The sequence below is a fragment of the Marinobacter mangrovi genome (assembly GCF_016798325.1).
Lineage (GTDB): Bacteria > Pseudomonadota > Gammaproteobacteria > Pseudomonadales > Oleiphilaceae > Marinobacter_A > Marinobacter_A mangrovi.
Genome location: NZ_JAERVO010000003.1, coordinates 188131 through 210322, shown reverse-complemented (window position 1 = coordinate 210322; position 22192 = coordinate 188131). Strand labels below are relative to the sequence as shown.

Annotated in this window: 28 protein-coding genes; 16 read left to right on the top strand and 12 right to left on the bottom strand. The window is 58.5% G+C overall.

Translation table 11 applies throughout. From position 1 onward, the window contains the following. Positions 1-292 precede the first annotated feature (292 nt). From JL474_RS10625 to JL474_RS10600, 6 genes are all read left to right on the top strand, one after another. Positions 293-1390: a hypothetical protein gene (locus JL474_RS10625; RefSeq protein WP_203142064.1), complete on the top strand. Its 1098-nt coding sequence runs from the start codon at positions 293-295 to the stop codon at positions 1388-1390. Between the two features lie 58 nt (positions 1391-1448). Then, positions 1449-1772: a hypothetical protein gene (locus JL474_RS10620; protein ID WP_203142063.1), complete on the top strand. Its 324-nt coding sequence runs from the start codon at positions 1449-1451 to the stop codon at positions 1770-1772. 184 nt (positions 1773-1956) lie between these two features. After that, a complete protein-coding gene (locus JL474_RS10615) occupies positions 1957-2781 on the top strand; it encodes a hypothetical protein (RefSeq protein WP_203142062.1) in 825 nt (274 codons plus the stop codon). A 123-nt stretch (positions 2782-2904) separates the two neighbouring features. Next, a complete protein-coding gene (locus tag JL474_RS10610) occupies positions 2905-3552 on the top strand; it encodes a hypothetical protein (protein ID WP_203142061.1) in 648 nt (215 codons plus the stop codon). A gap of 275 nt (positions 3553-3827) precedes the next feature. Beyond that, complete coding sequence (locus tag JL474_RS10605) at positions 3828-4160, top strand: hypothetical protein (protein ID WP_203142060.1); 333 nt, start codon at positions 3828-3830, stop codon at positions 4158-4160. Between the two features lie 86 nt (positions 4161-4246). Then, positions 4247-4621 (top strand): hypothetical protein, encoded by a 375-nt coding sequence (locus JL474_RS10600; RefSeq protein WP_203142059.1) that lies wholly within the window; start codon positions 4247-4249, stop codon positions 4619-4621. A 261-nt stretch (positions 4622-4882) separates the two neighbouring features. On the opposite strand, the gene JL474_RS10595 is transcribed toward JL474_RS10600, so the two are convergent. Both JL474_RS10595 and JL474_RS10590 read right to left on the bottom strand, forming a co-directional pair. Beyond that, on the bottom strand, positions 4883-5530 hold the full coding sequence (locus tag JL474_RS10595; protein WP_268890289.1) for a HipA domain-containing protein: 648 nt from the start codon (positions 5528-5530) through the stop codon (positions 4883-4885). Between the two features lie 103 nt (positions 5531-5633). Next, the gene (locus tag JL474_RS10590) at positions 5634-5840 is read right to left on the bottom strand and encodes a hypothetical protein (RefSeq protein ID WP_203142057.1); all 207 of its coding nucleotides are present in this window, start codon (positions 5838-5840) and stop codon (positions 5634-5636) included. A 114-nt stretch (positions 5841-5954) separates the two neighbouring features. On the opposite strand from JL474_RS10590, the gene JL474_RS10585 reads away from it, so the two are divergent. Beyond that, the gene (locus tag JL474_RS10585; RefSeq protein WP_203142056.1) at positions 5955-6914 is read left to right on the top strand and encodes a LysR family transcriptional regulator; all 960 of its coding nucleotides are present in this window, start codon (positions 5955-5957) and stop codon (positions 6912-6914) included. A 41-nt stretch (positions 6915-6955) separates the two neighbouring features. Continuing rightward, complete coding sequence (locus JL474_RS10580) at positions 6956-7885, top strand: 2-hydroxyacid dehydrogenase (protein WP_203142055.1); 930 nt, start codon at positions 6956-6958, stop codon at positions 7883-7885. An 11-nt stretch (positions 7886-7896) separates the two neighbouring features. On the opposite strand, the gene JL474_RS10575 is transcribed toward JL474_RS10580, so the two are convergent. Together JL474_RS10575 and JL474_RS10570 are read right to left on the bottom strand one after the other, a co-directional pair. After that, positions 7897-9033: an MFS transporter gene (locus tag JL474_RS10575; protein WP_203142054.1), complete on the bottom strand. Its 1137-nt coding sequence runs from the start codon at positions 9031-9033 to the stop codon at positions 7897-7899. Then, a complete protein-coding gene (locus JL474_RS10570) occupies positions 9030-9557 on the bottom strand; it encodes a TetR/AcrR family transcriptional regulator (RefSeq protein ID WP_203142053.1) in 528 nt (175 codons plus the stop codon). The genes JL474_RS10575 and JL474_RS10570 overlap by 4 nt, the downstream gene beginning before the upstream one ends. 253 nt (positions 9558-9810) lie before the next feature. Between JL474_RS10570 and JL474_RS10565 the strand changes: the two genes are divergently transcribed. After that, positions 9811-10551, top strand: coding sequence for an NUDIX hydrolase (locus JL474_RS10565; RefSeq protein WP_203142052.1), 741 nt, complete (start codon positions 9811-9813; stop codon positions 10549-10551). 21 nt (positions 10552-10572) lie between these two features. Here JL474_RS10565 and JL474_RS10560 read toward each other — a convergent pair whose 3' ends face one another. Then, positions 10573-11904 (bottom strand): GGDEF domain-containing protein, encoded by a 1332-nt coding sequence (locus JL474_RS10560; protein ID WP_203142051.1) that lies wholly within the window; start codon positions 11902-11904, stop codon positions 10573-10575. A gap of 235 nt (positions 11905-12139) precedes the next feature. On the opposite strand from JL474_RS10560, the gene JL474_RS10555 reads away from it, so the two are divergent. The 4 genes from JL474_RS10555 (at position 12140) to JL474_RS10540 (ending at position 15489) form a co-directional block, all read left to right on the top strand. After that, positions 12140-14029, top strand: a complete 1890-nt coding sequence (locus tag JL474_RS10555; RefSeq protein WP_203142050.1) for a potassium transporter Kup — start codon at positions 12140-12142, stop codon at positions 14027-14029. A 79-nt stretch (positions 14030-14108) separates the two neighbouring features. Continuing rightward, positions 14109-14489 carry a hypothetical protein gene (locus tag JL474_RS10550; protein WP_203142049.1) on the top strand — a complete coding sequence of 127 codons (381 nt, stop codon included), beginning with the start codon at positions 14109-14111 and terminating at the stop codon, positions 14487-14489. Positions 14490-14582: 93 nt separating this feature from the next. After that, positions 14583-15053, top strand: coding sequence for an SRPBCC family protein (locus JL474_RS10545; RefSeq protein WP_203142048.1), 471 nt, complete (start codon positions 14583-14585; stop codon positions 15051-15053). A gap of 43 nt (positions 15054-15096) precedes the next feature. Further along, positions 15097-15489, top strand: coding sequence for a DUF4345 family protein (locus JL474_RS10540; protein WP_203142047.1), 393 nt, complete (start codon positions 15097-15099; stop codon positions 15487-15489). A 16-nt stretch (positions 15490-15505) separates the two neighbouring features. Here JL474_RS10540 and JL474_RS10535 read toward each other — a convergent pair whose 3' ends face one another. After that, on the bottom strand, positions 15506-15847 hold the full coding sequence (locus JL474_RS10535) for an antibiotic biosynthesis monooxygenase family protein (protein ID WP_203142046.1): 342 nt from the start codon (positions 15845-15847) through the stop codon (positions 15506-15508). Then, positions 15844-16191 carry an NIPSNAP family protein gene (locus tag JL474_RS10530; RefSeq protein ID WP_203142045.1) on the bottom strand — a complete coding sequence of 116 codons (348 nt, stop codon included), beginning with the start codon at positions 16189-16191 and terminating at the stop codon, positions 15844-15846. The genes JL474_RS10535 and JL474_RS10530 overlap by 4 nt, the downstream gene beginning before the upstream one ends. A gap of 80 nt (positions 16192-16271) precedes the next feature. Between JL474_RS10530 and JL474_RS10525 the strand changes: the two genes are divergently transcribed. Continuing rightward, the gene (locus tag JL474_RS10525) at positions 16272-16991 is read left to right on the top strand and encodes an ArsR/SmtB family transcription factor (RefSeq protein ID WP_203142044.1); all 720 of its coding nucleotides are present in this window, start codon (positions 16272-16274) and stop codon (positions 16989-16991) included. Positions 16992-17068: 77 nt separating this feature from the next. Beyond that, positions 17069-17485 (top strand): GNAT family N-acetyltransferase, encoded by a 417-nt coding sequence (locus tag JL474_RS10520; protein WP_203142043.1) that lies wholly within the window; start codon positions 17069-17071, stop codon positions 17483-17485. A gap of 15 nt (positions 17486-17500) precedes the next feature. Here the strand turns inward: JL474_RS10520 and JL474_RS10515 are convergent, their stop codons facing one another. The 5 genes from JL474_RS10515 to JL474_RS10495 form a co-directional block, all read right to left on the bottom strand. Next, complete coding sequence (locus JL474_RS10515) at positions 17501-18034, bottom strand: response regulator transcription factor (protein ID WP_203142042.1); 534 nt, start codon at positions 18032-18034, stop codon at positions 17501-17503. A gap of 1 nt (position 18035) precedes the next feature. After that, positions 18036-19334, bottom strand: coding sequence for a sensor histidine kinase (locus tag JL474_RS10510; RefSeq protein ID WP_328797810.1), 1299 nt, complete (start codon positions 19332-19334; stop codon positions 18036-18038). Positions 19335-19382: 48 nt separating this feature from the next. Continuing rightward, positions 19383-20279, bottom strand: coding sequence for an alpha/beta hydrolase family protein (locus JL474_RS10505; RefSeq protein ID WP_203142041.1), 897 nt, complete (start codon positions 20277-20279; stop codon positions 19383-19385). Between the two features lie 19 nt (positions 20280-20298). Continuing rightward, a complete protein-coding gene (locus JL474_RS10500; protein WP_203142040.1) occupies positions 20299-20712 on the bottom strand; it encodes a MarR family winged helix-turn-helix transcriptional regulator in 414 nt (137 codons plus the stop codon). A 112-nt stretch (positions 20713-20824) separates the two neighbouring features. Then, entirely contained in the window at positions 20825-21436 is a 612-nt protein-coding gene (locus JL474_RS10495; protein ID WP_203142039.1) for a phosphoribosyltransferase, read from the bottom strand. A 183-nt stretch (positions 21437-21619) separates the two neighbouring features. On the opposite strand from JL474_RS10495, the gene JL474_RS10490 reads away from it, so the two are divergent. Next, entirely contained in the window at positions 21620-22192 is a 573-nt protein-coding gene (locus JL474_RS10490; protein WP_203142038.1) for a phosphoribosyltransferase, read from the top strand.

Here is a 22192-nt window from a genome sequence, read left to right as displayed (position 1 = left end):
CGGAGTTCAGCGACAAATGCACGAAAAGTCCGAAGCCTGTAAAAGCTAACGACTGTAACAGGCTGATCTTATTGGTTTTATGGCGGTAGGTGCATTTGCGACTGAGTGTTATACAACTCGGAGTTATCCTCGTTTTGTCGGGAAAGTCCAAAGCCTGAAACCGGCTTCTGGCCTTACGTGACTGAAAGGGCTACGCTTTTCGGGGATTGGAGTGTTTCGCGCTGCGGAGTTAGCCGCGTGGATGATATACGGCAAAGTCAGTTGAATTGGCTGTTAAGCATATGGAGATAAAATGGCTCAAGGGGTAGTAGCTGATAATTGGTCGTTGCAGGATATTTCATCTCTGTTTGCAGATGGCTTAGAGCATGATTTTGCAGGACAGATCTTGCTCAGTGGAGAAGGGCATTACTATGCACCAATCTCCAGCGCAATCATCCAGACAGAGGCTTTATTTGACTTTATTGCCAACTTAATACTTCGTGATGAAATATTGGTCGAGGAAAAGTTCTCATATTCATGGGACCAAGTCAGTAGCCCTTTGCTCGAAGCAAAGAATCTTGGTGTGGTGCGTCCATACCCCTTCCTCTCAGAACCCGGAAAAATTGCAGGACCCCGTAACAAAATAGTTGACCACATCTGTACTACTGAGTCTTTGAGGGTCGCGCATAGAGAAAATGTAGAGGGTTGGAAAGCTCGCAAACAACCCACGGATCCGCTTCTTTCTGCGACCTTGTGGGGTGGTGCAGGGATGTGCGCCAGAAGCTATGTCTATGAAAAAAGCTATACTCCCCACCCCTTGAGAAAGCGTCTTTTCGTAAACTCCGGATTTATGTTGCCTGCTTCAGACGCTCTTCATCTGGTGAAAGAGTTTCTGCATGACAAAAGAATTACTGTAAGTAAGAAAGTATACGGAAACGACTCCCTGTATTCTTCTTACGTTAATATTCCTGCGCTTCCGATACGCGTAATTCAAGATTCCAGCTCTCCATCTCAAATGATTACCACTGCACTTCAGATGCGGGATGACTTTCAACCGCTTCGAGATTGGCTAAAGATGTTCCAGAATGCTATGGCTAATGAAGATACCGAAAGTCTGTTGAAGTACAGAAAGCAGCTCGACTCGGTGAGTGAGTATATTGACAGAAAAATCGGTTACGGCGCTAGGTCCCAGCCTGTATCTATGGAAGCTGGCATGGGGATTTTTAAGATCGCCACACAAGGAAATCCGATAGAGAGCCTAAAAAACCAGTTTGGGGTAAGAGCAACCCTCAATAAACTGGTATTTGGTAGTTTTGGGGCATCAGCTCTTAAAAAGTATGTTCACATGTTTGGTGAGCGAGGGTCTGAGGTTGGCCTTGAGATTGAGCGCGCTTTCACCATAAATGCTTAACAATTCGCGCAAGGCGGACGGCTTTCAGCCGCCGCTTCGCTTGGCGTTATGAGGCATCATGTTCTGGAAGCAGAAAGGATCATTCAGGCTCATTCCGGTGCTCCCCAAGAACTATCGAAGTATTTGCCTGCACGCGATAGAGATCGCGTCCGAGCCCTGCGTGGTAGTTGATAATGATGTGATTACCGACTTCTCCGAGCGAGGTAGGCTCACTCAAAAGGGCATTCGCAACTGCACGAATCTAGAGATTCGGGATCGGGGTGTTGGAATCGTGGGCTTTCATGATCATCCCAGTGAAATGTGGATCAATGAAAACTACCAAGATTTCGCCAATCACTGCGAACACCAAGGTTGGCTTCAAATCCAAGGGCCGGCCGCTTGACAATCGGCTGTTGTCGGACGTCCCTACGCTGGCGCTCCGGTGCGCCGCAAAGCCATGGCGTTAGCTGCTTTGGAGCAATTGTTTAACGTTCCTACAACTGTCGGTCTGCTAAATTCCTGTGATTTTCAAAAATCATGACGCTGTATCCAATCGGCGTAGATGATTTCAAGAACGGATTCGAGCTATGCAAACCCTTAATTATTTTGTCTCTCACACTCTAGTGAACTTTGAGGAGTTTCAGGAGCTTTTAAAGTCCGAGCAACCTATAGGAATGGAAAAATTTAAGGCCAAATGTTCAATGGTTGCTCTGAATTTTAATCATACTCTTGAGTTTCTCATAAAAGAGAAAGAGGGTGAGATGTGCGCCCTGCTTGACTTGCAAGTTGCTAACGGCGCTAATAAACCGTCAACTAAAAATCAGATTCTTCGTAGGTTCTTTAGTTCTTCATTTAGTTATTTGGGGATGACAATTTCTGGGCACATGTTAAAAGTGTTATATGACGTAGGTGATGCGTCAAAGCATGGAAAAATTACCAGAAAGTTCCGTCAGGTGTCAGGCTATTCCCAAGTAGAGGAATGTCTATTGTTGGTGCTAAATAATTCACAGGAGGCTGAGTATTACTCAATACACACGGGGATCATGGTAACAACCGATGAAGGAAAGAAGTATAATCTTGAGAAAGTAGTAAACTTAGGTATAGGATTACTTTCAAAACTGCTTTATGACCTTGGGATAATTGATAGTGAACCCGATATTTGGGGGCAATGCAGAGATTTCAATTTAACACCTGAAGAAGCTGATAAAACATTTGAAGTAAAGCAGAATATCTGTGAACTTCCTCAGTACAGTGATAGGCCGCCCCCTACTATGCTAAGACAGGTGTTCGACCCCAGGTCCCCTCAATCTATAAGGTTTCCCAAGGAGGGTGATTGTTTTAACATCAATATCGAAGTCCCTGTTGAAGTCGTATCTACTCCTTTCCTTAAGCAACCAAGGACACCTGATTAAAACATGAATAATGTGCTTTTATATTGTGCTATTCAGCTAACCAGTAGCGTCAGTCGGACCGGTTTGTCGTGCTGTGCACCACAAACCGGCCGTTGCGCATAGCGTTATAAAAAAGAGAGTTCTATGGAAAATTCGGGCAAACGAAAAACATTTATTCTGGATTTCTGGGCTTATATTTTCAAAGTAATCGGTAAAATATCATTTTTCAATCTTGTTAGATTTTTGTTTCCAAGTTCGAAAACTGGTCTTTTCTCAGAAGCCTGGGCTCTTGGGCACTTGCTGCTAGCTGTTTTATCGGTGCCAGCAGTTTTGTATATTAATAATCAATATGTCGGTTTTTTTATTGCATCATATGCTTTATTGCGAGTTTTTGAGATTGTTGTATATCAAACCAACGTCCTTCTCTTCGATGAGTACAGAGCAAAAAAAGCTGGAAAAGAATATGCCCTGCATGGCTATAGGAGGATAGTTGTCCTTCTTATTCAAAACTATTTTGAAATAATCTTTTGGTTCGCAGCCCAATACGTAGTTTTTAACAGTTTGTTCTCGTTTTCTGTAGAAGGTTCAAATGAAAGCGTTTTTGGTGCGATATATACAAGCTTTGTAGTTATGACTAGCTTTGGTTATTACAACGTGACCCCACTAGGGGTCTTAGCCTATTCTCTTGTTATCGGGCAAGCTATGATTGGGCTTTTCATGACTTTGTTGAGTTTGGCGAGGTTTGTAGGATTAATCCCTACTCCGAAGTCAAGAGACATCACAGAGCAGTAGTTTTTATAACCAGTGCAGGCACGGCGACGCCCATTGCATTGCGCCTTCGGCTTCATTACATGGGCGCGCATGCTGCAAGCGTTGAGGCTGTAGAAAAAGGTCAGGAGATTTTTTTGACCCGAAACTGGTCAAGCAAAAACTAAAAATAGCGCCTATTCTTAAAATCTGGGGCACTCAACATCGAAAATACACCCAGATTTTACGTAGGAGCGCCATCTTAAAAAGGGCGAGGGTCTTCCTACAGCCTCGTTATGCAATCAAGGAGGACAAGTCACATGGTTACCGATCGTGAAACTGAGCTGGCTGAGCGACTGATCAAGCTACATGATGGAAGGAGCTATCAGGAACTCCAAGAAATGTCGGCGCCGCCTAAAGACCCGAATGATGATGGAAAGATCACTGAGGACATGTATCTGGATATGTGTCGAGATATAGAGAGTGAAATGGGGGCGTTGGAAAGCATTGAGCCTATAGATTGCCTGCCGAGAAATGGTTCCAAGTTAACGTTATGGAAGGCAAAATACAGTAAGAGCGATATCAAAGTGTTTTGGGCGATTGGATTTGACTCGGAGACACTAAAAGTTCAAGACGTTTTGGTCCAATGGTAAATGCATGACAAGGCCAGTCACAGCGACGTGGACTTCCCCCGCTTCACGGCTCCAAACCGGCGCGTGAGCCCGGCGGTAACTGTCTTATGAAATTTAGAGAACATCTCGAAGATATAGATTTTGACGGGGCAGAGGTTGTTGATGTCGCACGCAAAGATGATGTCGTCATAGTTTATTTTAGAAAGGGGATTTTGTTACCTAGCCATCCAGCGCACTCGAGATTTTCAGGAACTTTGGATAGCTACGAAATATCGTTTTTCGGCCTTAAAAATGAAGAAGCTTTAAAATATGTTGGTGTCGGCGAATCAGTCGCATATTTAGGAAAAATTCCCGTAGAGAGTCTCGAACACATAATACATGAGGATGATCAATTCACCTTCGGTGGGTATGTTGAAAGGGAGCCATGGTATGAGTGGCGGTTTAATGCAAATGAGTATGAGGTTCGGCTTGGCAACAGTTAACAAGTGGTTGTGGTTTGTTCTGGACTTCTAAAGATTAGGACGACCATCAACGGCAAAGAGCATGGAGCGACTTCTCTTCAAAGCCCCACTCCTGTTTATTCCTATCCAGGCAACCACTTGTATGCATACGTTGCTGTTGTATACCTAATTTATGTTTTATTGATCGAGTTGGGCGTAATTTATGAGCAAATGGATGCTCCATAATAAGGCCAGTTAGCGGGCCTTGGGTTTCCTCCCGGGTACCGGGCGTTTCTCACTCCCTCAAATAACCCCAATAAACTGAAGCCTTTCCGAAACCAGAGACTGGTACCGAGCTTTCATCTCGTCCGGCAGGTAACTCGATCGAATCAAATCCGGCGCGGCCTTTTCCACCCATCCAGCCAACCGGCGAATACGGCTGGCGGCAGCCTTCTCTCCCAGACCTGCACTCGAAGCCAGCTCGACGAAATCCGATCCGGAGTAATGGCCATTGCCCATTTCAGCGTGGTAAGTCGGTTCCCGGTCCGGGAAGAATTTGAGCGCCATCGCCCGGCCGCCCTGATTGTAAAGACTGGCGGCGAGGACGTCGTAGGCGGGCGCGAGGACGATCGGTTGGCCCAGGACAAAGCTGATGCTCTTGAGGTGATGGTCGTCGTTGCCGACCAGGTAGGAAAACACCAGGCGATCCAGCAATCGTGCGGCTATCGCCGTACCGCAGCGCTCTTTCGTCAGCGCCAGCACTTCGGAGTAACTGGCTAAGTCGTACTTGGAATCGGACGCGTCATTGCGGATCCCGAGGGCCTGCATCGGGTCCCATTGATGGCGTTTGCCGTCGGCGGTGCGATCGTAGCGGCGAATGACGAAAACGCGGTGGCCGTCCTGCAACGTGATCAAGCCACACGTCGGTAGGTCAAACCCCACCTGGAGCATCAGTGAGGGGCTTTATCGGGCATTGAGGTAACGGCAAACCGGGACGTCGGGCTTCCTCCGCGTCATCCCGGTTTGCTTCCTGGTCGACTTCGCTGGCCTCCGCTCATTTCAAGCGCCGGATCAGGGCCCGGAAGACCTCTCGCCGGGCGCGGCGCTGATCCCGTTTGACCCGCTCCAGATCAATACCGCCCAGTCCGTCGCGGTATCGGGGCGAAATGCTCTCCTTGAGTGATTCCCTCTCCTCACCGGGGTGATCCTGACGCGTGACCAGGCGGCCGGGCATGTAGGGTGCTTGTCCTGAAACCATCATCGTGTGACCTCCTTAACGCTGCCCCAATCAGGGGGCGATGGTTATCCCGTGGATTCAGGAAAATGCTAACCTTGTTCTCTGTTGCACAACATTCCATAAACGTGAGTGTTTACTTTGCAAAAACGAACAGGTGAATCCAGCAAGCCGGCAGCATCCACAGCGCAGAAAACACGCAGCGCCCTGGCCTGGAACGACTTTGAGCTCGTCCTGGCCATTGCGACGGCGGGCTCGCTATCCGGCGCCTCGCGCACCCTGGGCGTCAGTCACGCGACGGTGTTCCGGCGGTTGGGCGAGATCGAGCGGCGGTTGGGGGTGGCGCTGTTTGAGCGCAGCCGGGCCGGTTACCAACCCACCCTGGCGGGTGAGGAGCTGGCCGACACGGCCCGGGTGATGGACGAAGCCGCCCTGGCGGCGGAACGCAAAGTGGCGGGGCGCGATCTGGAGCCGACGGGAGAGATCTGGACCACCACCACCGATTCCCTGCTGATGGGTCTGCTGGCGCCGTTGTTCACGGAGTTCCGGCATCGCTATCCGGGCATCGTGCTGGATGTGGCCGTGTCCAACCAGTTGTTCAACCTGACGCGCCGGGAGGCGGACGTGGCCATTCGCCCGTCCAACCGCCCGCCCGAGAACCTGATCGGCCGACCGCTGACCACCATCGGCCAGGCCGTCTACGGGCACCGCAGTCTGGGGCTGACGCCCGGGGCGCCCGTCGAGTCCCTGGTCTCTCAGCCCTGGATCGGCGCCGGGCCCCGCCTGACGGATTCCGCGCTGGACCCCTGGATGGAAAAACACGCCCTGAAGGCGTCCTGCATCTACCGTGTGGATACGCTGGTGAGCATTCTGAGTGCCGTGCGTTCGGGCATGGGGCTGGCCGTTCTGCCCTGCTACCTGGCCGACGACGATCCGGACATCGTGCAACTCACCAGCCCCATCCCCGAGCTGCAATACGGCCTGTGGTTCCTGATGCATCCGGATCTGCGGGGCGTCGTGCGGATTCACGCGCTGATGGATTTTCTGACAGAGGCCGTGCGAGCGCAGAAACAGCGCTTGGCAGGTGCGGATATTGGCTGATGCCTTTGAAGGCCGGTACACCGGGAAAGGACAAGGAACCCATGACGATCCTCATCATTGCCCCCGATAAAGATCCCGAACCGTGGATTAGCGCCCTGAAAAGCCTGGATCCGGCGCTCGACATCCAGGTCTATCCCAACGAGGCCCGCAAAGCCGACGTAACCTTCGCCCTGTGCTGGAATCATCCCGAAGGCGTACTGCGGGACTACCCGAATCTCCGTTGCATCTGTTCCATGGGGGCCGGCGTGGATCATGTGTTGAGCGACCCGCAGTTGCCTGAAGGCGTGCCGGTCATTCGACTGGTCGATCCGCAACTGGCGCAGTCGATGTTCGAGTATGTCTGCGCGGCGGTGATGGTTTACTTCCGGGACTTCGCTGCCTACCGAGCCCAGCAGGAACAGGCGCTGTGGCAGCCGCGGGCGCCGAGGCCGATTGGCGACACGACGGTCGGCATGATGGGCCTGGGGCAGTTGGGTGAGTATTCGGCGATTCGTCTTTCGAGGCTGGGCTTCAACGTAATCGGCTGGTCCCGGACACCGAAATCGATCGAGGGCATTACGGCCTATGCCGGATCTGAGCAGCTGGACGCTTTTCTGTCACAGACCGATGTACTCGTCTGTCTGCTGCCCTTGACGAATGAAACCCGCGATATTCTCAATCTGGACAACCTGCGCAAACTCCCGGCCGGCGCGTGTCTGGTGAACGTTGCCCGTGGAGAACACCTGGTCGACGACGACCTGCTGGCCGCGCTCGACGAGGGCACGTTGCGGGGCGCCCGCCTCGACGTCTTCCGGCAGGAACCTCTCCCCGAGAGTCATCCCTTCTGGCGCCATGAAAAAATACGGCTGACACCCCACTGCTCCAGCCTGACCGATCCGGTGTCCGTCGCTCCACAGATTTTGGAAAACTATCGCCGCCTGAAGGATGGGCGGTCGTTATTGAATCGGGTTATGCCGTCTCGGGGCTACTGAGAAGCTTCCGGTCACTGCGGCTGAGGCACCCGTCTATTGACCCTGGCCAGCCCCGCGGTCATCGCGATACCGGCAAAGATCATCGCCGCGACGTTGGGGCCGAGCGCGTCCAGCAGCAGCCCGAACAGCGGTGCCCCGGCGGTCTGGCCGATAGCGATGGTAAGAAATCCAACCATCAACCCGGTGGCCGGCCGGTCTGACAGGGCCGTGACGCCCCAGATCAGGTAGACCCCGGTCAGCATCACGTAGGCGGCACCGAACAGGGCGCCACCCGCGATTGTCGTGCCCGGTGTCGCCAGGCCCGAACCCACGGCGAGAATACTCACCGCCATGGCGCCCAGGAAGCCCCAGTGGACCCGGTCAATGCCGAAGCGTCCAACCAGCGAACCGGCCCCGGCCCCGGCGATCCCGGCCGCGCCGATCGCGATCCAGAGCAGGCCGATGCCGGTGGTGCCCCAGCCCAGCCGGAGCGTGGCCAGTTGCCCGCCAAAGGACCAGATGGCGGTGCTGGCGGCGCCCATGATGAAAGCAGCCATAATCAGTCGGGCGACGTCGTCGTTGATGGGCGGAAGGACGCTGGCGGTCGCCGAACGGCTTGTGGCCGAGGGCACACAGCGAGCGGTGGCAATTGCCAGTACAAGCGCCGCTGCTGCAAAGGCGGCAAACGCCAAGCGCCACTGGCCGCCAATCGCCAGGGCGACCGGTCCGGACAGCGCTACGCCAACGCTGGTACCGGCGTTGATCGTCGAATTGGTTTTATCCTGCCGGTCCCGGCGCACCGCGGCGGCGACCGCGGCCGCCATCGGTGGGGAGGCCAGACCGGTGCTGGAGCCGGCCAGCATGACGGCGCTGGCGAGCCAGAAGGCGTTGGGTGCCATTGCGATGCCCGCCATGCCCACGGCCGCCACCAGAGCGGCACTGACGGCGACGGCCCGCGCGCCGATCCGTTCGGTCAGGTAGGCCGACCCGACAATCGCAAGGCAGTAACCCAGAAACGAGCCGCCAGAAATGACACCCGAGAGGGCGGGGCCGAGCGCCAGTTCGGCATCAATCTCCGGGAGGAACAGGCCAAAGGCAAAGCGCGCAAAGCCGTAGCAGACGCCAATCAGGCTGAAGCCGACGATGCCGAGGCGTAATGCCGGACTCATGGCCGCACCTGTTCGATCAGGAGCGCCGCCGCTTGTCGGGCCGCCACAATGGCTTCCGGCCCCCGATAGACGGATGCAGCCGTGGCGCCCTCGAAGAGCACCAGGATCTGGTCGGTCAATGCGTCGCCGCCGGCCTTCCCGACATCCTGCTCAACCACGTTGGCAATGTGGCTTCTGAACGCGGCCTTGTGCGCGGTCACGGTCTCGGCAATTTCCGGCGTGTCGCCCCCGGTCTCGCTATAGGCGCGAAGGAACAGGCAACCGCGCGAGCCCTCCTCCCGCACCCAGTCTTCCAGGGCGGCAAAGAGCGCATCCACGCTGTGAACGTCGAGATAGTGCATAAAACGGCGCTCGCGCTCGGAAAGCACCAGGGCCGAGAGTGCGGCCTTGCTGCCGACATGCTTGTAGACCGTCCGACTCGAAAACCCGGCGGCCTTCGTCAGCCGGTCCATCCCGGTGGCGGTGAACCCGTGTCGATCGAAGAGTTGTTCGGCGGCTGTGATGAGCTTTGTCTTAATATCCATGTTTGACAGGGTAAAGTGATCGTTTTACCTGTGTCAATGGTGATGCTGTTTACCCAATTTGGGTATGGTTGTGCCCAATCTGGGTATCTTGACGACCGAGGGTGGTTGTCAGGGGCTTACCGCTCGTCATGGCTTGAGCGGTTGGTTTTCGCTACAGTCGAAGGCGTTGGCCGCCTCGCAGACTCTGAATTCGTCTCCATCGCGGTCGGCCACCGCACGCTTTCACTGTCTCATTACATCGCAAGGTAACGCTTTGACGTTCGAACTCGACCCCTTCAACGGCGTCATCATCCAATCCGACGCCATGCCCGCTGAAACCGGGGCGTTTCGCGACGCCCTGCAGGAGATCGTGACGTTCTCGCGCCGTGAGTCGAAGAACATCGTCTGGCTGACGCTGTCGATCCGACGTTCGCACCTGATCGCGGTGGCGACGGAGCTGGGGTTCGTGTTCCATAACTGTCAGGAAGATGAGCTGACGCTGATACTGAAGGCGCCGACGACAACTTTCGTGCCGTTTATCCCGACCCACACGGTGGGAGCCGGGGCGATCATCACCAACGATCGGGGCCAGATCCTGGTGATCCGGGAACAGGGCATGACCGGCTTCAAGCTGCCCGGTGGGCATGTGGAGCTGGGGGAGCGGATTGAGGATTCCGTGGTGCGGGAAGTCTGGGAAGAGACCGGTATTCGGGCCCGCTTTCTCTCGATTGTGGGCTTCACGACCCGCCACCCGTTCCGGTTCGGCAAGTCGAACGTCTATTTCGTGTGTCGGTTGGCGCCGTTAACCGAAGACATCGCGATCCAGGATCCGGAGGAAATTGCCGAGGCTCGCTGGGTCGACTGGCACGATTTCATTGCCGACAAAACCAACTCCCCGTTCAACCGCCAGATGGTGGAAGAACTGAGCCATGTCGACGGGTTACGTGCCTTTGAGCCCACAAACAACACCGGCCCGTTCCGCAAGCACGAGACCTTCTTTGCTAAAGGCAAATGACGTTCCGGGCCGAATCGGCCGTCAGGCCACGCAAACGCTATTACGGCCACCTTCCTTGGCCCGGTAAAGCTGTTCGTCGGCGATCCGCAGCATGTCGTGCTGCGTGGTCTGCAGGCTGGTCAGGCCAAAGCTGGCGGTGACCTGCAGGCCGACGGCGATCTGGTGCCAGCTGTGCTCTTCGATATGCCGGCGCATGCGTTCGGCAATCTCTTCCGCCTTCTCCAAAGACGTGTCCGGCATCAGCAGGATCAGCTCTTCCCCACCGAAGCGGGCCAGGATGTCGTGGCTGCGCACACACTCGCGCAGCAGGCGGGCGATCTGTTGCAGCACGGCGTCGCCGGTCTGGTGGGAGAAGTTGTCGTTGATGCGTTTGAAGTGGTCGACGTCGATGATGATCAGGGCCAGCTGGCGCCCCTCGCGCCGGCACTCGCCGAACCAATGGTCGAACTGTTCGTTGAAGTAGCGGCGGTTGTACAGGCCGGTCAGCTCATCGGTGTAGCTCAGCTTTTCCAGGGTCTGGGCCTGCCGGGCGATGGTGGCGTTGGAGGACTGCAGGGCCTGGTACTGGTCAGTGAGATCGTCGCTCATCCGGTTGAAGGCGTGGGCCAGTGTGGCGATTTCATCCCGGCCTGAGACGGTGATCGGCTCGCTCCGGGTACCCGGTTCCATTCCGTGGACGGCGTTGCTCAGGTGACGCAACTGGCGCAGCATCGGCCGGGTCAGGAAAAACGCCACCAGGAACGAGAGCACCAGCGCGACACCGCCGGCGACGGCGAGGCTCTGGTAAAGCAGCGTGCGGTAGCTGTCGTCGAGGCCGGTCTCCGGTGCCGTGCCGGCGGCCAACGCGTAGCCCACCGGTTGGCCGTTGAGCGTCAACTCATCGGCCCGCAGGCGCTCCAGCCAGGTCAGCTTCTGGCCGGCCTGGTAGTCGAAGAACGGATGGAAGACGTAGCCTTCAGTGTCGGCCAGCACGAATCGCATGTCCTGTGAGGCAAAGGGGTCGCCCTGTTGCCGGCCGGGTGGCCCGAAACCGGGCGGGGGCGGAAAGCCTGGCGGCGGCCTTCGACCGGCTGGGCCCTGTGCCTGGCGTTGTGAGTGCCTGGCCTTGTCCACTTCGATAATACGGTGGTACAGATCCAGCGCGGCATCGCGACTGCCCCAGGGCAACGCCCCGGGCATCTGCTGGTAGCGCTCGATCAGGTGGGTAAAGTGGTCGAAGTGTGTGTTGCGGGCCTGGCCCAGGAATCGGTGTTCCATCAGCCAGGGTGTGACCAGGGCCACCACCAGCACGGCGCCCAGGCTGCTCAGCAACAGCGCAGCGAGCACCTTGGCCCTCAGGGTCAACGTCATCATAGGGGACATCCTCGTTACTGCGGGACAACCCGCGTCCCCCGGTGGCCAGCGGTCTGATTCCGGCCGCTGAACAGTATAGCCTCAGTCGCTGGAAAAGATGAGAACCGGATCTTTCGGTGGGGCCGGTCCATCCGGTCATGTTGCGGATCGATCACCTGTGCTGGCGACTGCTACGCTATAGAAGCATTCCGGGGGCATCAGCCCCGGCGACCTTCTCGTATCACAAGGACTGAGCATGGCTGAATCCGGAGAGGCTGCGAAGCCCGGCCGCGCGGCGGTCGGGCTGGCGGTGCTGGGGATCGTCTATGGCGATATCGGCACCAGCCCGATCTATGCGCTGCGTGAATGTTTTCGCGGGGTGAGCCCGGTCCCCATCACCGAGGCCAATATTCTCGGCATCCTGTCGCTGATTTTCTGGGCGCTGATCATTGTGATCTCCCTGAAATACATGGTGTTTATCCTGCGCGCCAACAACCACGGCGAGGGCGGGATTTTCGCACTGCTCGCCCTGTTGCGGCCGGATCGTAATCAGGAGAGCCGTTCCCGCCGCACGCTGGTGTTGCTGGGCCTGTTCGGGGCCGGGCTGCTGTATGGCGGCACCATGCTGACACCGGCGATCTCCGTGCTCAGTGCCGTGGAAGGTTTGGAGGTGGCGGCGCCGTCGCTGGAGAGCTACGTGCTGCCGATCACGGTCACCATCCTCGTGATCCTGTTTGCGGTGCAAAAGCACGGTACCGCCAAGGTGGGCACGCTGTTCGGGCCAATCATGGTGGCCTGGTTCCTGACGCTGGCGGTGTTGGGTATCAACAGCATCGTGGCGCACCCGGAAGTCCTGAAGGCCGTGGTGCCCTGGTACGCGGTCCAGTTCATGATCGAAAACCGGCTGCCCGGTTTCCTGGTGTTGATCGGTGTGTTCCTGGTGGTGACCGGTGGCGAAGCGCTCTACGCGGACCTGGGGCATTTCGGGCCGACGCCGATCCGGGTGGTCTGGTTCGGTTTTGTGCTGCCGGCCCTGCTGCTGAACTACTTTGGCCAGGGCGCGTTGCTGTTGGACAAGCCTGAAGGCACGCTGCAGCCCTTCTTCCATCTGGCGCCGGACTGGGCGTTGTTCCCGTTGGTGGGGCTATCGACGGCGGCAACCATCATCGCTTCCCAGGCGGTGATCACCGGCGCCTTCTCGTTGACCCGACAGGCCGTGCAACTGGGTTTCGTGCCGCGGTTGCAGGTGCACCAGACGTCCGAACACTCCCACGGCCAGATCTACATGCCGGGCATTAACTGGCTGCTGATGGCGGCCGCCCTGGCGCTGGTGGTGACCTTCCAGTCTTCCGAAGGGTTGGCCGCTGCCTATGGCGTCAGCGTGAACGCCACCATGCTGGTGACGACCATTCTCGCCTTCAATGTGGCCCGGGAACGCGGCGGCTGGAGCCTGGCCAAGGCAAGCTTCTTCCTGCTGGTGTTCCTGAGCGTGGACGTGGCGTTCCTGAGCGCCAATGCGGAAACCATTCCCCGCGGCGGCTGGTTCCCGGTGGCGATGGGGGCGGCGATTTTCACCGTGATCGTCACCTGGCGGCGCGGCAGCGAATTGCTGGTGCAATCCTACGAGGCGAACACGGTTTCCGTCGAGACACTGCTGGGCCGGCTGGAACACGATCCGCCCCACCGTGTGCCCGGCACCGGGGTGTTCTTTACGGCGCGGGCCGAGGAAGTGCCCCGGTCGATGATGCAGCTGCTGAACCTCAATAAACTGCTGCATGAGAAGATCGTGATCGTGCATGTGAACGTGACGCGGGATCCGCGGGTGTCCAACGATGAGCGCTGGGAGATCAAGGATTGCGGCCAGGGACTTTATGAGGTCATCCTGAATTACGGGTTCATGCAGGGCTTCAACATTCCGTCGGACCTGGCCTACTGCATCGAGCACCGTAATCTGCCGATCGACCTGAACGAAACCACCTATTTCGTGGGGCGCACCTCGGTCATCGCCGACCGCAAGAAGGACGGTATGATGGCCTGGCGGGACCGGATGTTTGCCTTCATGGTCCGCAACACCTTGCATGAGACCTCGCTGTACCGGATTCCGGCGGGACGGGTGATCGAGATCGGGCTGCAGTTGGGGATTTAGTGCCCCGTCTGGTTTAAGGTGATCGGAGAACCGGGGCCGTCGTCTCGGTATTGACTAACGGAAAAGGAGATTCCTGACTATGATTCGTTCATTCCGCATCGCCGTCCTGGCCCTCGCGCTCGTCTCGTTCGGTGCGCTTGCTGACGGCCGGCCCAGTGCCGCCACAGAGGCCTTGCTCGATGGCCAGTTAAAAGCCATCGCGGCCGACGATTACGCCGGTTTCGTCGAACATGCCGACGCGCACTTCCGCCAGACCCTGGAGAAAGAACAGTTCCATTCGGTCGCACAGGCCCTGGGCGGTCCGTTGCAGGCGGGTTACGAGACGACCTACCTGGGCACGCTGAATCAGGCCGGTTTGAAGGTATACCTGTGGAAGATTGTCTACAGTGAGAAGAAAGACGACAACCTGATCAAGATGGCGCTGCGGGACGATGACATTGCCGGTTTCTGGATTCAGTGACACACGCGAGCTGGCGACAAACGGCTTTTCGGTGAGCAGTCGAAAAGCCTGGGCAGAACCGGTGATCAGGCCATCCAGGAGGAATGGGAGGTCATGAAGGTTCATCACCAGCTCGCCATAGAAGCGCCCCCGCGCCTTATTTACAAAGCCCTCACCGACCCGGAACTGATCGGCGAATGGTGGGACCGGCAGACGGTGCAGCATACGCCAAACGGGGTGATACTGGAGCACGATCCCGGGCCCGAGCACGGCGTGGTCCAGATGCGTGTGGTCGTGGATGTGCGGGATCAATGGGTGGAATGGGAGTGCATCAGCCGCCACCCGCCGAGCAGCCCGGCGTCCGCCTGGACGGGCACGCACTTCATCTTTGAAATCACCGAAGCCGAAACCCCCGCCACCCGGGTGCTGCGCGCCTATCCCGGTTTCGACTCCACCCGCCTGTGCACGCTGAATTTTTTCCAGACCGACTACGACGAGCGCAGCGAGTTCCTGGGCTTCAACAACTTCGCCTGGGCGCACGTGTTGCAGCAGTTGAAGCGGTTTTGTGAGGATGCGCCCAATTGACGCTGCCACCGGTGATGGCCCATAGAAAAAGAAGACTGACTGTATGACGCTTGATGCCCTGCTGGTTCGTTTGAATGCCGCCATATTCGCTCTTTATGGCATCGCATTCATCGTATTGCCTGAAACGCTATCCAGGATGGTTACCGGTGAAATCCCAGCCTCGGCGACTGGCCTGACCGACATGCGCGCGACTTATGGTGGCATGTCCCTGGGTATCGGAATCGTGCTGTTAATCCTGACCCTGAAAACGGAAACGCTGCGGCTTGGCGTTTTGGGTGTGGTCATCCTGATGCTGGGCATGGCCGGCGGGCGAAGCGTCGGACTGGTCATCGACGGCGTGGCCAGTCAGACCATGGTCACTTACCTGATGCTGGAGCTGGCCATGGCAGCCCTGGCCTTTTGGGTGCTGGTGCGCTCGGGGACGTCGAGACATTAGTACGGACTTAATCCACTTAATGTACCTGCCGGGAATCGCCCGGCGCCTCGTCCCTTTCGGTCATCCCGTAATCCCGGATAACGCCGGCCACCCGCAACCGGTAGTCCGCAAAATAGCGACCCCGCCCGCGGCGCTGTGCGGAGCGGTGGACGTCCAGGTTGCGCCACTGCTTGACGGCCTCCTCATCCCGCCAAAAGGACAGCGACAGCAATTTGCCGGGTTGGGTCAGGCTCTCGAAGCGCTCCACCGACACGAAGCCGTCGATGGTTTCGAGATGAGACCGCAGGGCGGCGGCGGTATCCAGATAAGCCTGCCGGTGTTCGGCATGGGGCATGACTTCAAAGATGACGGCAATCATTGGCTCTCTCCCGGGAGTTGTGCCGGAATACCCAGCGTACCTTCAACGGTCTCCACAAAGGTACGTTCTTCTTTTACGATGAATCGAAGCTCCTGCGCGATGGCAAAATTGGCGCGCCCCATCTCATCGGTTTTCAGTCGCACGCGATAGGTTTCATAGGCCGCCAGGCTGTCGAAGGCAATCAGGCCCCAGGCCACGTTATTGGTGCCTTCATGGGGCAGGAAGTAGCCCACCAGATGGCCGCCGCAACGGGGAATGATCTGACCCCAGTTTTCGGCATACTGGCGAAAGGCTTCCCGCTGGAACGGATCGATTTCATAGCGGATGATGCAGGTCATACTCATGGTTGGGCTCCTCTGGAGGTCACGGTTAATGCGAACGCTATCACCCCATCACTCCCGGTTAATTCGAGCTGGGTCGAAGCATGGCTGAAGGTCCCAACATCGTCCGGCTGGCGGCGTTGATCGGGGACAATGCCCGGGCAGCGGCCCTGTCCACTCTGATGGCGGGGCGTGCCCTGACGGCCACCGAGCTGGCCGATGCCGCCGGCGTCACGCGTCAGACCATGAGCTCGCATCTGGCAAAACTGCTCGACAGTGGGCTGGTTCAGGTCGAGCGACAGGGGCGGCATCGCTATTTCCGTCTGGCCGGGCCCGACGTCGCCCACCTGTTGGAGTCCATCATGGGCATGACCCCGCCTGCCGAAGGGCATCGACCACTCACCGGGCCCCGGGACCAGGCCCTGCGCAAGGCCCGCATCTGTTATGACCATCTGGCAGGGGAACTGGGGGTGTATGTTTACGACGGGATGCTGGGCAATGGTGTGTTGCGACAGGGTGGAGACGGGCTGCGTTTGACCGACCACGGCCAACTCTGGTTTCGCAGGCTGGGGATTGATACTCAACGGGTTGCCCGGTCCCGTCGTACCTTTTGCCGGACCTGCCTGGACTGGAGTGAACGCCGCGATCATCTGGCCGGCGCATTGGGCGCGGTCTTCCTGTCTCGCATCGAAGAGCTGGGTTGGGCGGCGCGGCTGGAGGGGTCACGAGTGATCGCCTTCAGCGATACGGGCGAGCGATCTTTGCGGTCGCTGTTTGGCGGTGTCGATCAGGAGCCCGAGCCGCCAATACGGTGTGTCCGGTAATCGCCTATCTTTCCCTTTTCTGTTGACCCGCCGTGCCTGTTGGGTGCGATAAGGATGTTCCAGTGCAATACCGCCCCATGACAATCGCCGATTACAATGCCGCGATTCAGCTCTGGCAGGACACCGCCGGCGTTCGGCTTCGCGATGCCGACTCGCGGGAAGGCATCGCCCGCTATCTGGAGCGTAATCCCGGATTGAGCTGGGTGGCGTTGGATGACGGACGCATCGTCGGCACGATCATGGCGGGCCATGATGGCAAACGGGGGTATATCCAGCATCTGGCGGTTGCGGAGGACCATCGTCGCCAGGGCATTGCCTCCCGTTTGGTGGCCAATTGCCTTGAGGCGTTGCAGCAGGCGGGGATTATCAAGTCACACGTCATGATCCTGCGGACCAACGCGCTGGGAGAAGCCTTCTGGCATCGTCTGGGCTGGCAGCGGCGGTCGGACGTGGAGCTGTTCTCGTTCATCAACGGTGGCGGCGAAAACGTCTAGTTCACGCTGTGAGGTTCAGTCCCGCCAGCGCGAATGCTTCTGCAGTTTCCGCTGCAGGGTCCGCCGGTGCATGTTGAGCGCGCGGGCGGTGGCGGAGACGTTGCCGTCGTGTTCGTTCAGGACCCGCTGGATGTGTTCCCATTCCATTTCTTCCACCGACGGCGGCGCCATGCGCAGGTTGGGCTCGTCCGCCACCGGTTCAAAGCCGCCCATCAGCTGACTGGCGGTGATGGGCTTGCAAAGGTAGTTGATGGCGCCGCGCCGCATGGCTTCCACGGCGGTGGCGATACTGCCGTAGCCGGTGAGCACCAGCACTTCCAGGTCCGGCTGCCGTACGAGCAGTTCGGGCAGCAACTGCAGGCCGCTCTCGCCGGCGAGGTTCAGATCTAGCACGCAGCGCTCGAAGTCGGTCTCCGCCAGGGCGTCCAGCGCCTGCTCGCCAGTGTTGGCGGTGGTGGTGCGGATGCCCTGCCGGGTCAGCGAGCGTTGCAAGACCTGCAGGAAAGCGACATCGTCGTCGACAAGAAGCCAGTCACGCGGTTTGCTCATCTCACTCTCCTCTTATGACTTTCCCGGCTTGCGGCAGTTCGATGATCATCGTGGTGCCCTCGTCGGTGGTAAAGGCTTTGAGGGCCCCGCCCAGCCGCTGGATTGTGGCATTGGACAGGAACAGGCCCACGCCAAGGCCGCGCTCCGATTTGACGACGTGATCGCCCGGGCTGCCCTGCTCGCTGATGTCCAACCCTTTGCCATGATCGCGAACGACAATCTCCACCCCATCCGGCCCGGTCACCTGGGCGCCAATGGAGACCCATTCCGGGCTGGCGGTCAGGGCGTTGGCGACCAGGTTGAGCACAGCCTGATCCAGCGTGGCGTCCACGGCGACCCGCGCCTCGGGATACGGTTGTTCCCATCCAATGCGGCTGGCCGGCCAGAGCAGCGTGGCAGACTCTCTCAGGCGCGCCAGCCAGTCCTGCACCGTAAGGGTTTCCAGCTGCGCTGTCCGCACCTGCATCGCGGCGGTGGACAGCTGCTTGAGGTGGCCCGAACACAGCTGCAGCTGTTCCTCCAGCATGTTCAGGTCATCCCCCAACTGCGGGGCTTCCGCTCGCATTTCATCCACCAGCAACGTCATGGTGTTCAGCGGTGTGCCCAGCCGATGAGCAACCGTGGCCGAGGAAAGACCCAGAGCGATGATCTGTTCGTCCCGCAGGCGGCTCTCGCGGGTTTCCGACAGCTGCGCCTGCTGTTCGCGGATCTGCCGGGCCAGTGAGCCGACCACCAGCATGAGGATACCGGCGGTCAACGAGAAGGCCACCCACATGCCGAGCAGGTACAGGTCCGGCAGGTGCGAGTTGGTTTCGTTGGGCAGGACCGGCGAGCGCCAGAGAATTTCCACCGCATAGGCGGTTATCGTCAGTCCTGTCAGTACGATGCTGTGGCGCAACGGGACCAGCAGGATGCCGAAGGCGATGGGCAGCAGTAACGCAGGGGTTAACGGGTTGGTGTAGCCGCCGGTCTTCAGCAGCCAGGTGCCGATCAGGACCAGGTCGAAAACGAGGGTGGCGGTGACCGTGAGCGCGTGACGCGGTGGACGCTGCCGGAACCAGAGCCAGATCAGGGTGGTGAACACGCCGTAAACGAGGCACAGCAGCAGCGCCTCGGTACTGTAGAAACTGGGGGCCACCGCCTGGGTGACCGCCAGCGTGACCAGCTGCATGGCGACGATAGCCACACGCATGGTCAACAGGTAGCGGGATGCCTGGCGAAAACCGGTCTGGGATTGTGTAAGCCACTCCATGGCGGCCATTCTACCCACTTTCAGGCGCGTCGTTGCTGCTGTTTTCACGGTAGTCCTGCGTCATTGTGTCGCGGAAACAGTAGCACAGGTTGGTTTTTATTCGGGCACTGCCGCTGGACCTTTCGTGAGCAGAGGCAGCAGCACGCCCTGCCAGAGGGACTCTCGATAGCGCTCGCGGAACCAGCCGAGATGTCCGATCTGACGTTCGCCGATATCGTCCGGCTCGATCCGCCGGATGGTGACGTCCGCGTTACGGTAAAAGCCGTGGAGCGATTCGGTATTGCGCCGGGACATCATTTCATCGTCGGTGAAGGCTATCGCAGTCATTGGAATCGTCACCTGTGCAAAACGTTCGCGCATGGCCGGCCCTTCGGCGCCGACGGCGTACTCCCGGTCCAGGCACCAGCGGCGCCACTGGCGGATCACGTTGGGCGGCAGGTCGCCGACCATCTTCAGGCGGTTGCCGGGGAAATAACCCACGGTCGCTACGCTCACCGGAGCGACCAAATACCAGAGCAGCCACGCGATGCGCTTGGTGGGCGGAGAGTTCTCCCACCAGTAGCCGCTGCCGCAGGCGACCGTAATGGCCTGATCCAGGTCGTTCACGTTCGGCGTCATGCCCAGCAGCTGGCCGCCGACGCTGTGGCCGATCCAGTGGCATGGCAGGCCGGGATGGCGGTTGCGGGCAAACTCGATCACGCTGCGGCAATCCTGTTCACCCCAATCGGTGATCCGCACCGGGCAGTCGCGCATGGCACCCTCCAGCGAGGCACCGGTACCGGCGTAGTCAAAGGTGATGGCGCTGAAGCCCTCGGCCTGCAGGAAGCGGGCGAACTTCTCGTAGCAGTGTTGGCCGACGCCCATCGCGCCGGCAACGATGACCACGGCATGCGGGTCCGGGCTCTCGAACAGGCGTAGTTGGATTCGGTAGCCGGCGGGTGTGTCCAGAGCCAGGTCCTGGCGCTCGGTACCGAAGGGCGTGTGAATGCTCATGGTGATGTCTCCCTTCGCCTCAGAAATCGTCCACCAGGTGATTCAGGAAGCGGTAGACCACCTGCATCTCCTCGGCGGTGAAGCCGGCGCTCATGGTGTCGTTAAACTGGCGGATCAGTGGCTTGGCGGCCTCGATCTTCTGGCGGCCGCGGTCGGTCAGGTAGAGCCGTCCGGCCCGGCCGTCTTTTTCGCAGGGGCGGCGTTCGATCAGTTCCCGCTGGATCATCCGGTTGGCCAGCCCGGTCAGCGCGGAGTTGTTCAGGTGCAGGCCGCGGGCCACGTCTTTCAGTAGGCAGCCTTCATTGCCGGCAATCAGCAGCAGCGCGCCGAGTTGGGTCACCGAGATATCGAGACCCTTTTCGGTCTGCTGGTCGGCGTAGTTGTAGACGCGCTGGCGGGCGCTGTTGAGCAGGTAGAAGAGTCGCTGATCCATGGCGGGCCATCCAGTTCACATGTGAATCAAATATAGTTTACATATGGACTATATGGCAAGAGGCGGGTGGTTTGTGATTCCGCTCTGCCGTGTTGGGTGTTGAACCGGATCGCTACTCGCCAGTCTTCACACTGTCCAGGATGGCGCCGAGGAAGGGCTTCTGGGCGTCGATCTCGTCACGGCTCAGGCCGTTCATTTCGTAGGGAAACACCAGCCAGTCTTCCGAGGTGTGCTGGCAGAAATCCGGTTTGAGCCCGGTCCGGTTCGCGCCCGGGCGCTGGTAGAGCGTGGCGATCCGGGTGTCCTGCGGGATGTTGCGTTTGAGCTGGCTGTTGAGTCGCTCCAGCACGGCGGCGATGCTGTAGCCGGTGCTGAACACGTCGTCGACGATCAGCAGGCGGTCGTCGTGGTTCAGGTTGTCCAGCAAATAGTGGGTACCGTGCACGCGGATGTTTTCCTGCGGTGAGGCCACCATGGCGTCGTAATCATGCATACCGCGATAGGAGGTGCGCAGGGCAATGTGGTCCGTGGCCACGCCCAGGGTTTGCAGGCATTCCTGTACGTAGATGCCGATGGCGCTGCCGCCCCGCCACAGACCGACGATGAAGTTGGGCCGGAATCCGCTTTCAAACACCTGGACCCCCAACCGGAAGGCGTCTTCGATCAGGTCGGCTTCCTGCAGGAAACGACGGGAACGGGCGGGCTTCGGAGTGGTTTGGGTCATGGTGGCTCGATGATGGCGGATTGGATCAGGACCGGATGGTATCGCATCCGGGACGTATAGGTTAATCGTCGGCACCAACGGACACCAGCCCCCGGTCGGAGCAACGTCCTGGTCGACTGACGGTTTGCCGCGAACGGCGGTTTAATGGGATTATGGCGCCATTATCCAAGCAGTTGTGGTGCCATGGCAGACAAACAGTACATCAGTGCGCAGAGCCTTCTGGAGGATGCCTTCCGGCTGGGGGCTCAGGTTCTCAACTCCGGTTTCCGTCCTACCTTCATGATTGCCGTCTGGCGCGGTGGTGCGCCGATTGGAATCGCGGTGCAGGAGTTCCTGGATTACCACGGTGTCGAGACGGACCACATCGCCATCCGCACCTCGTCCTACCACGGCATTGATCAGCAGAGTAAGACGGTCCGGGTGCATGGCCTCAACTATCTGGTCAAACACGTCACCCACGAAGATTCCCTGCTGATCGTCGACGACGTCTTCGATACCGGCCGTTCCGTCGAAGCGATCATCGGCGAGCTGCGCCAGCGGGCGCGCCTGAACACGCCGCACGACATCCGCGTTGCCGTGCCCTACTACAAGCCTGATCGTAACGAGGTGGGCTGGGCGCCGCATTATTTCATCCACGAAACCGATGCCTGGCTGAAATACCCCCATTCGCTGGAAGGCCTTTCCGAGGCGGAGATCGCGCAGAATCGGCCCGAATTGCACGCGATTCTGGCGCCCCACCTCAAGCAGGACGCCTGA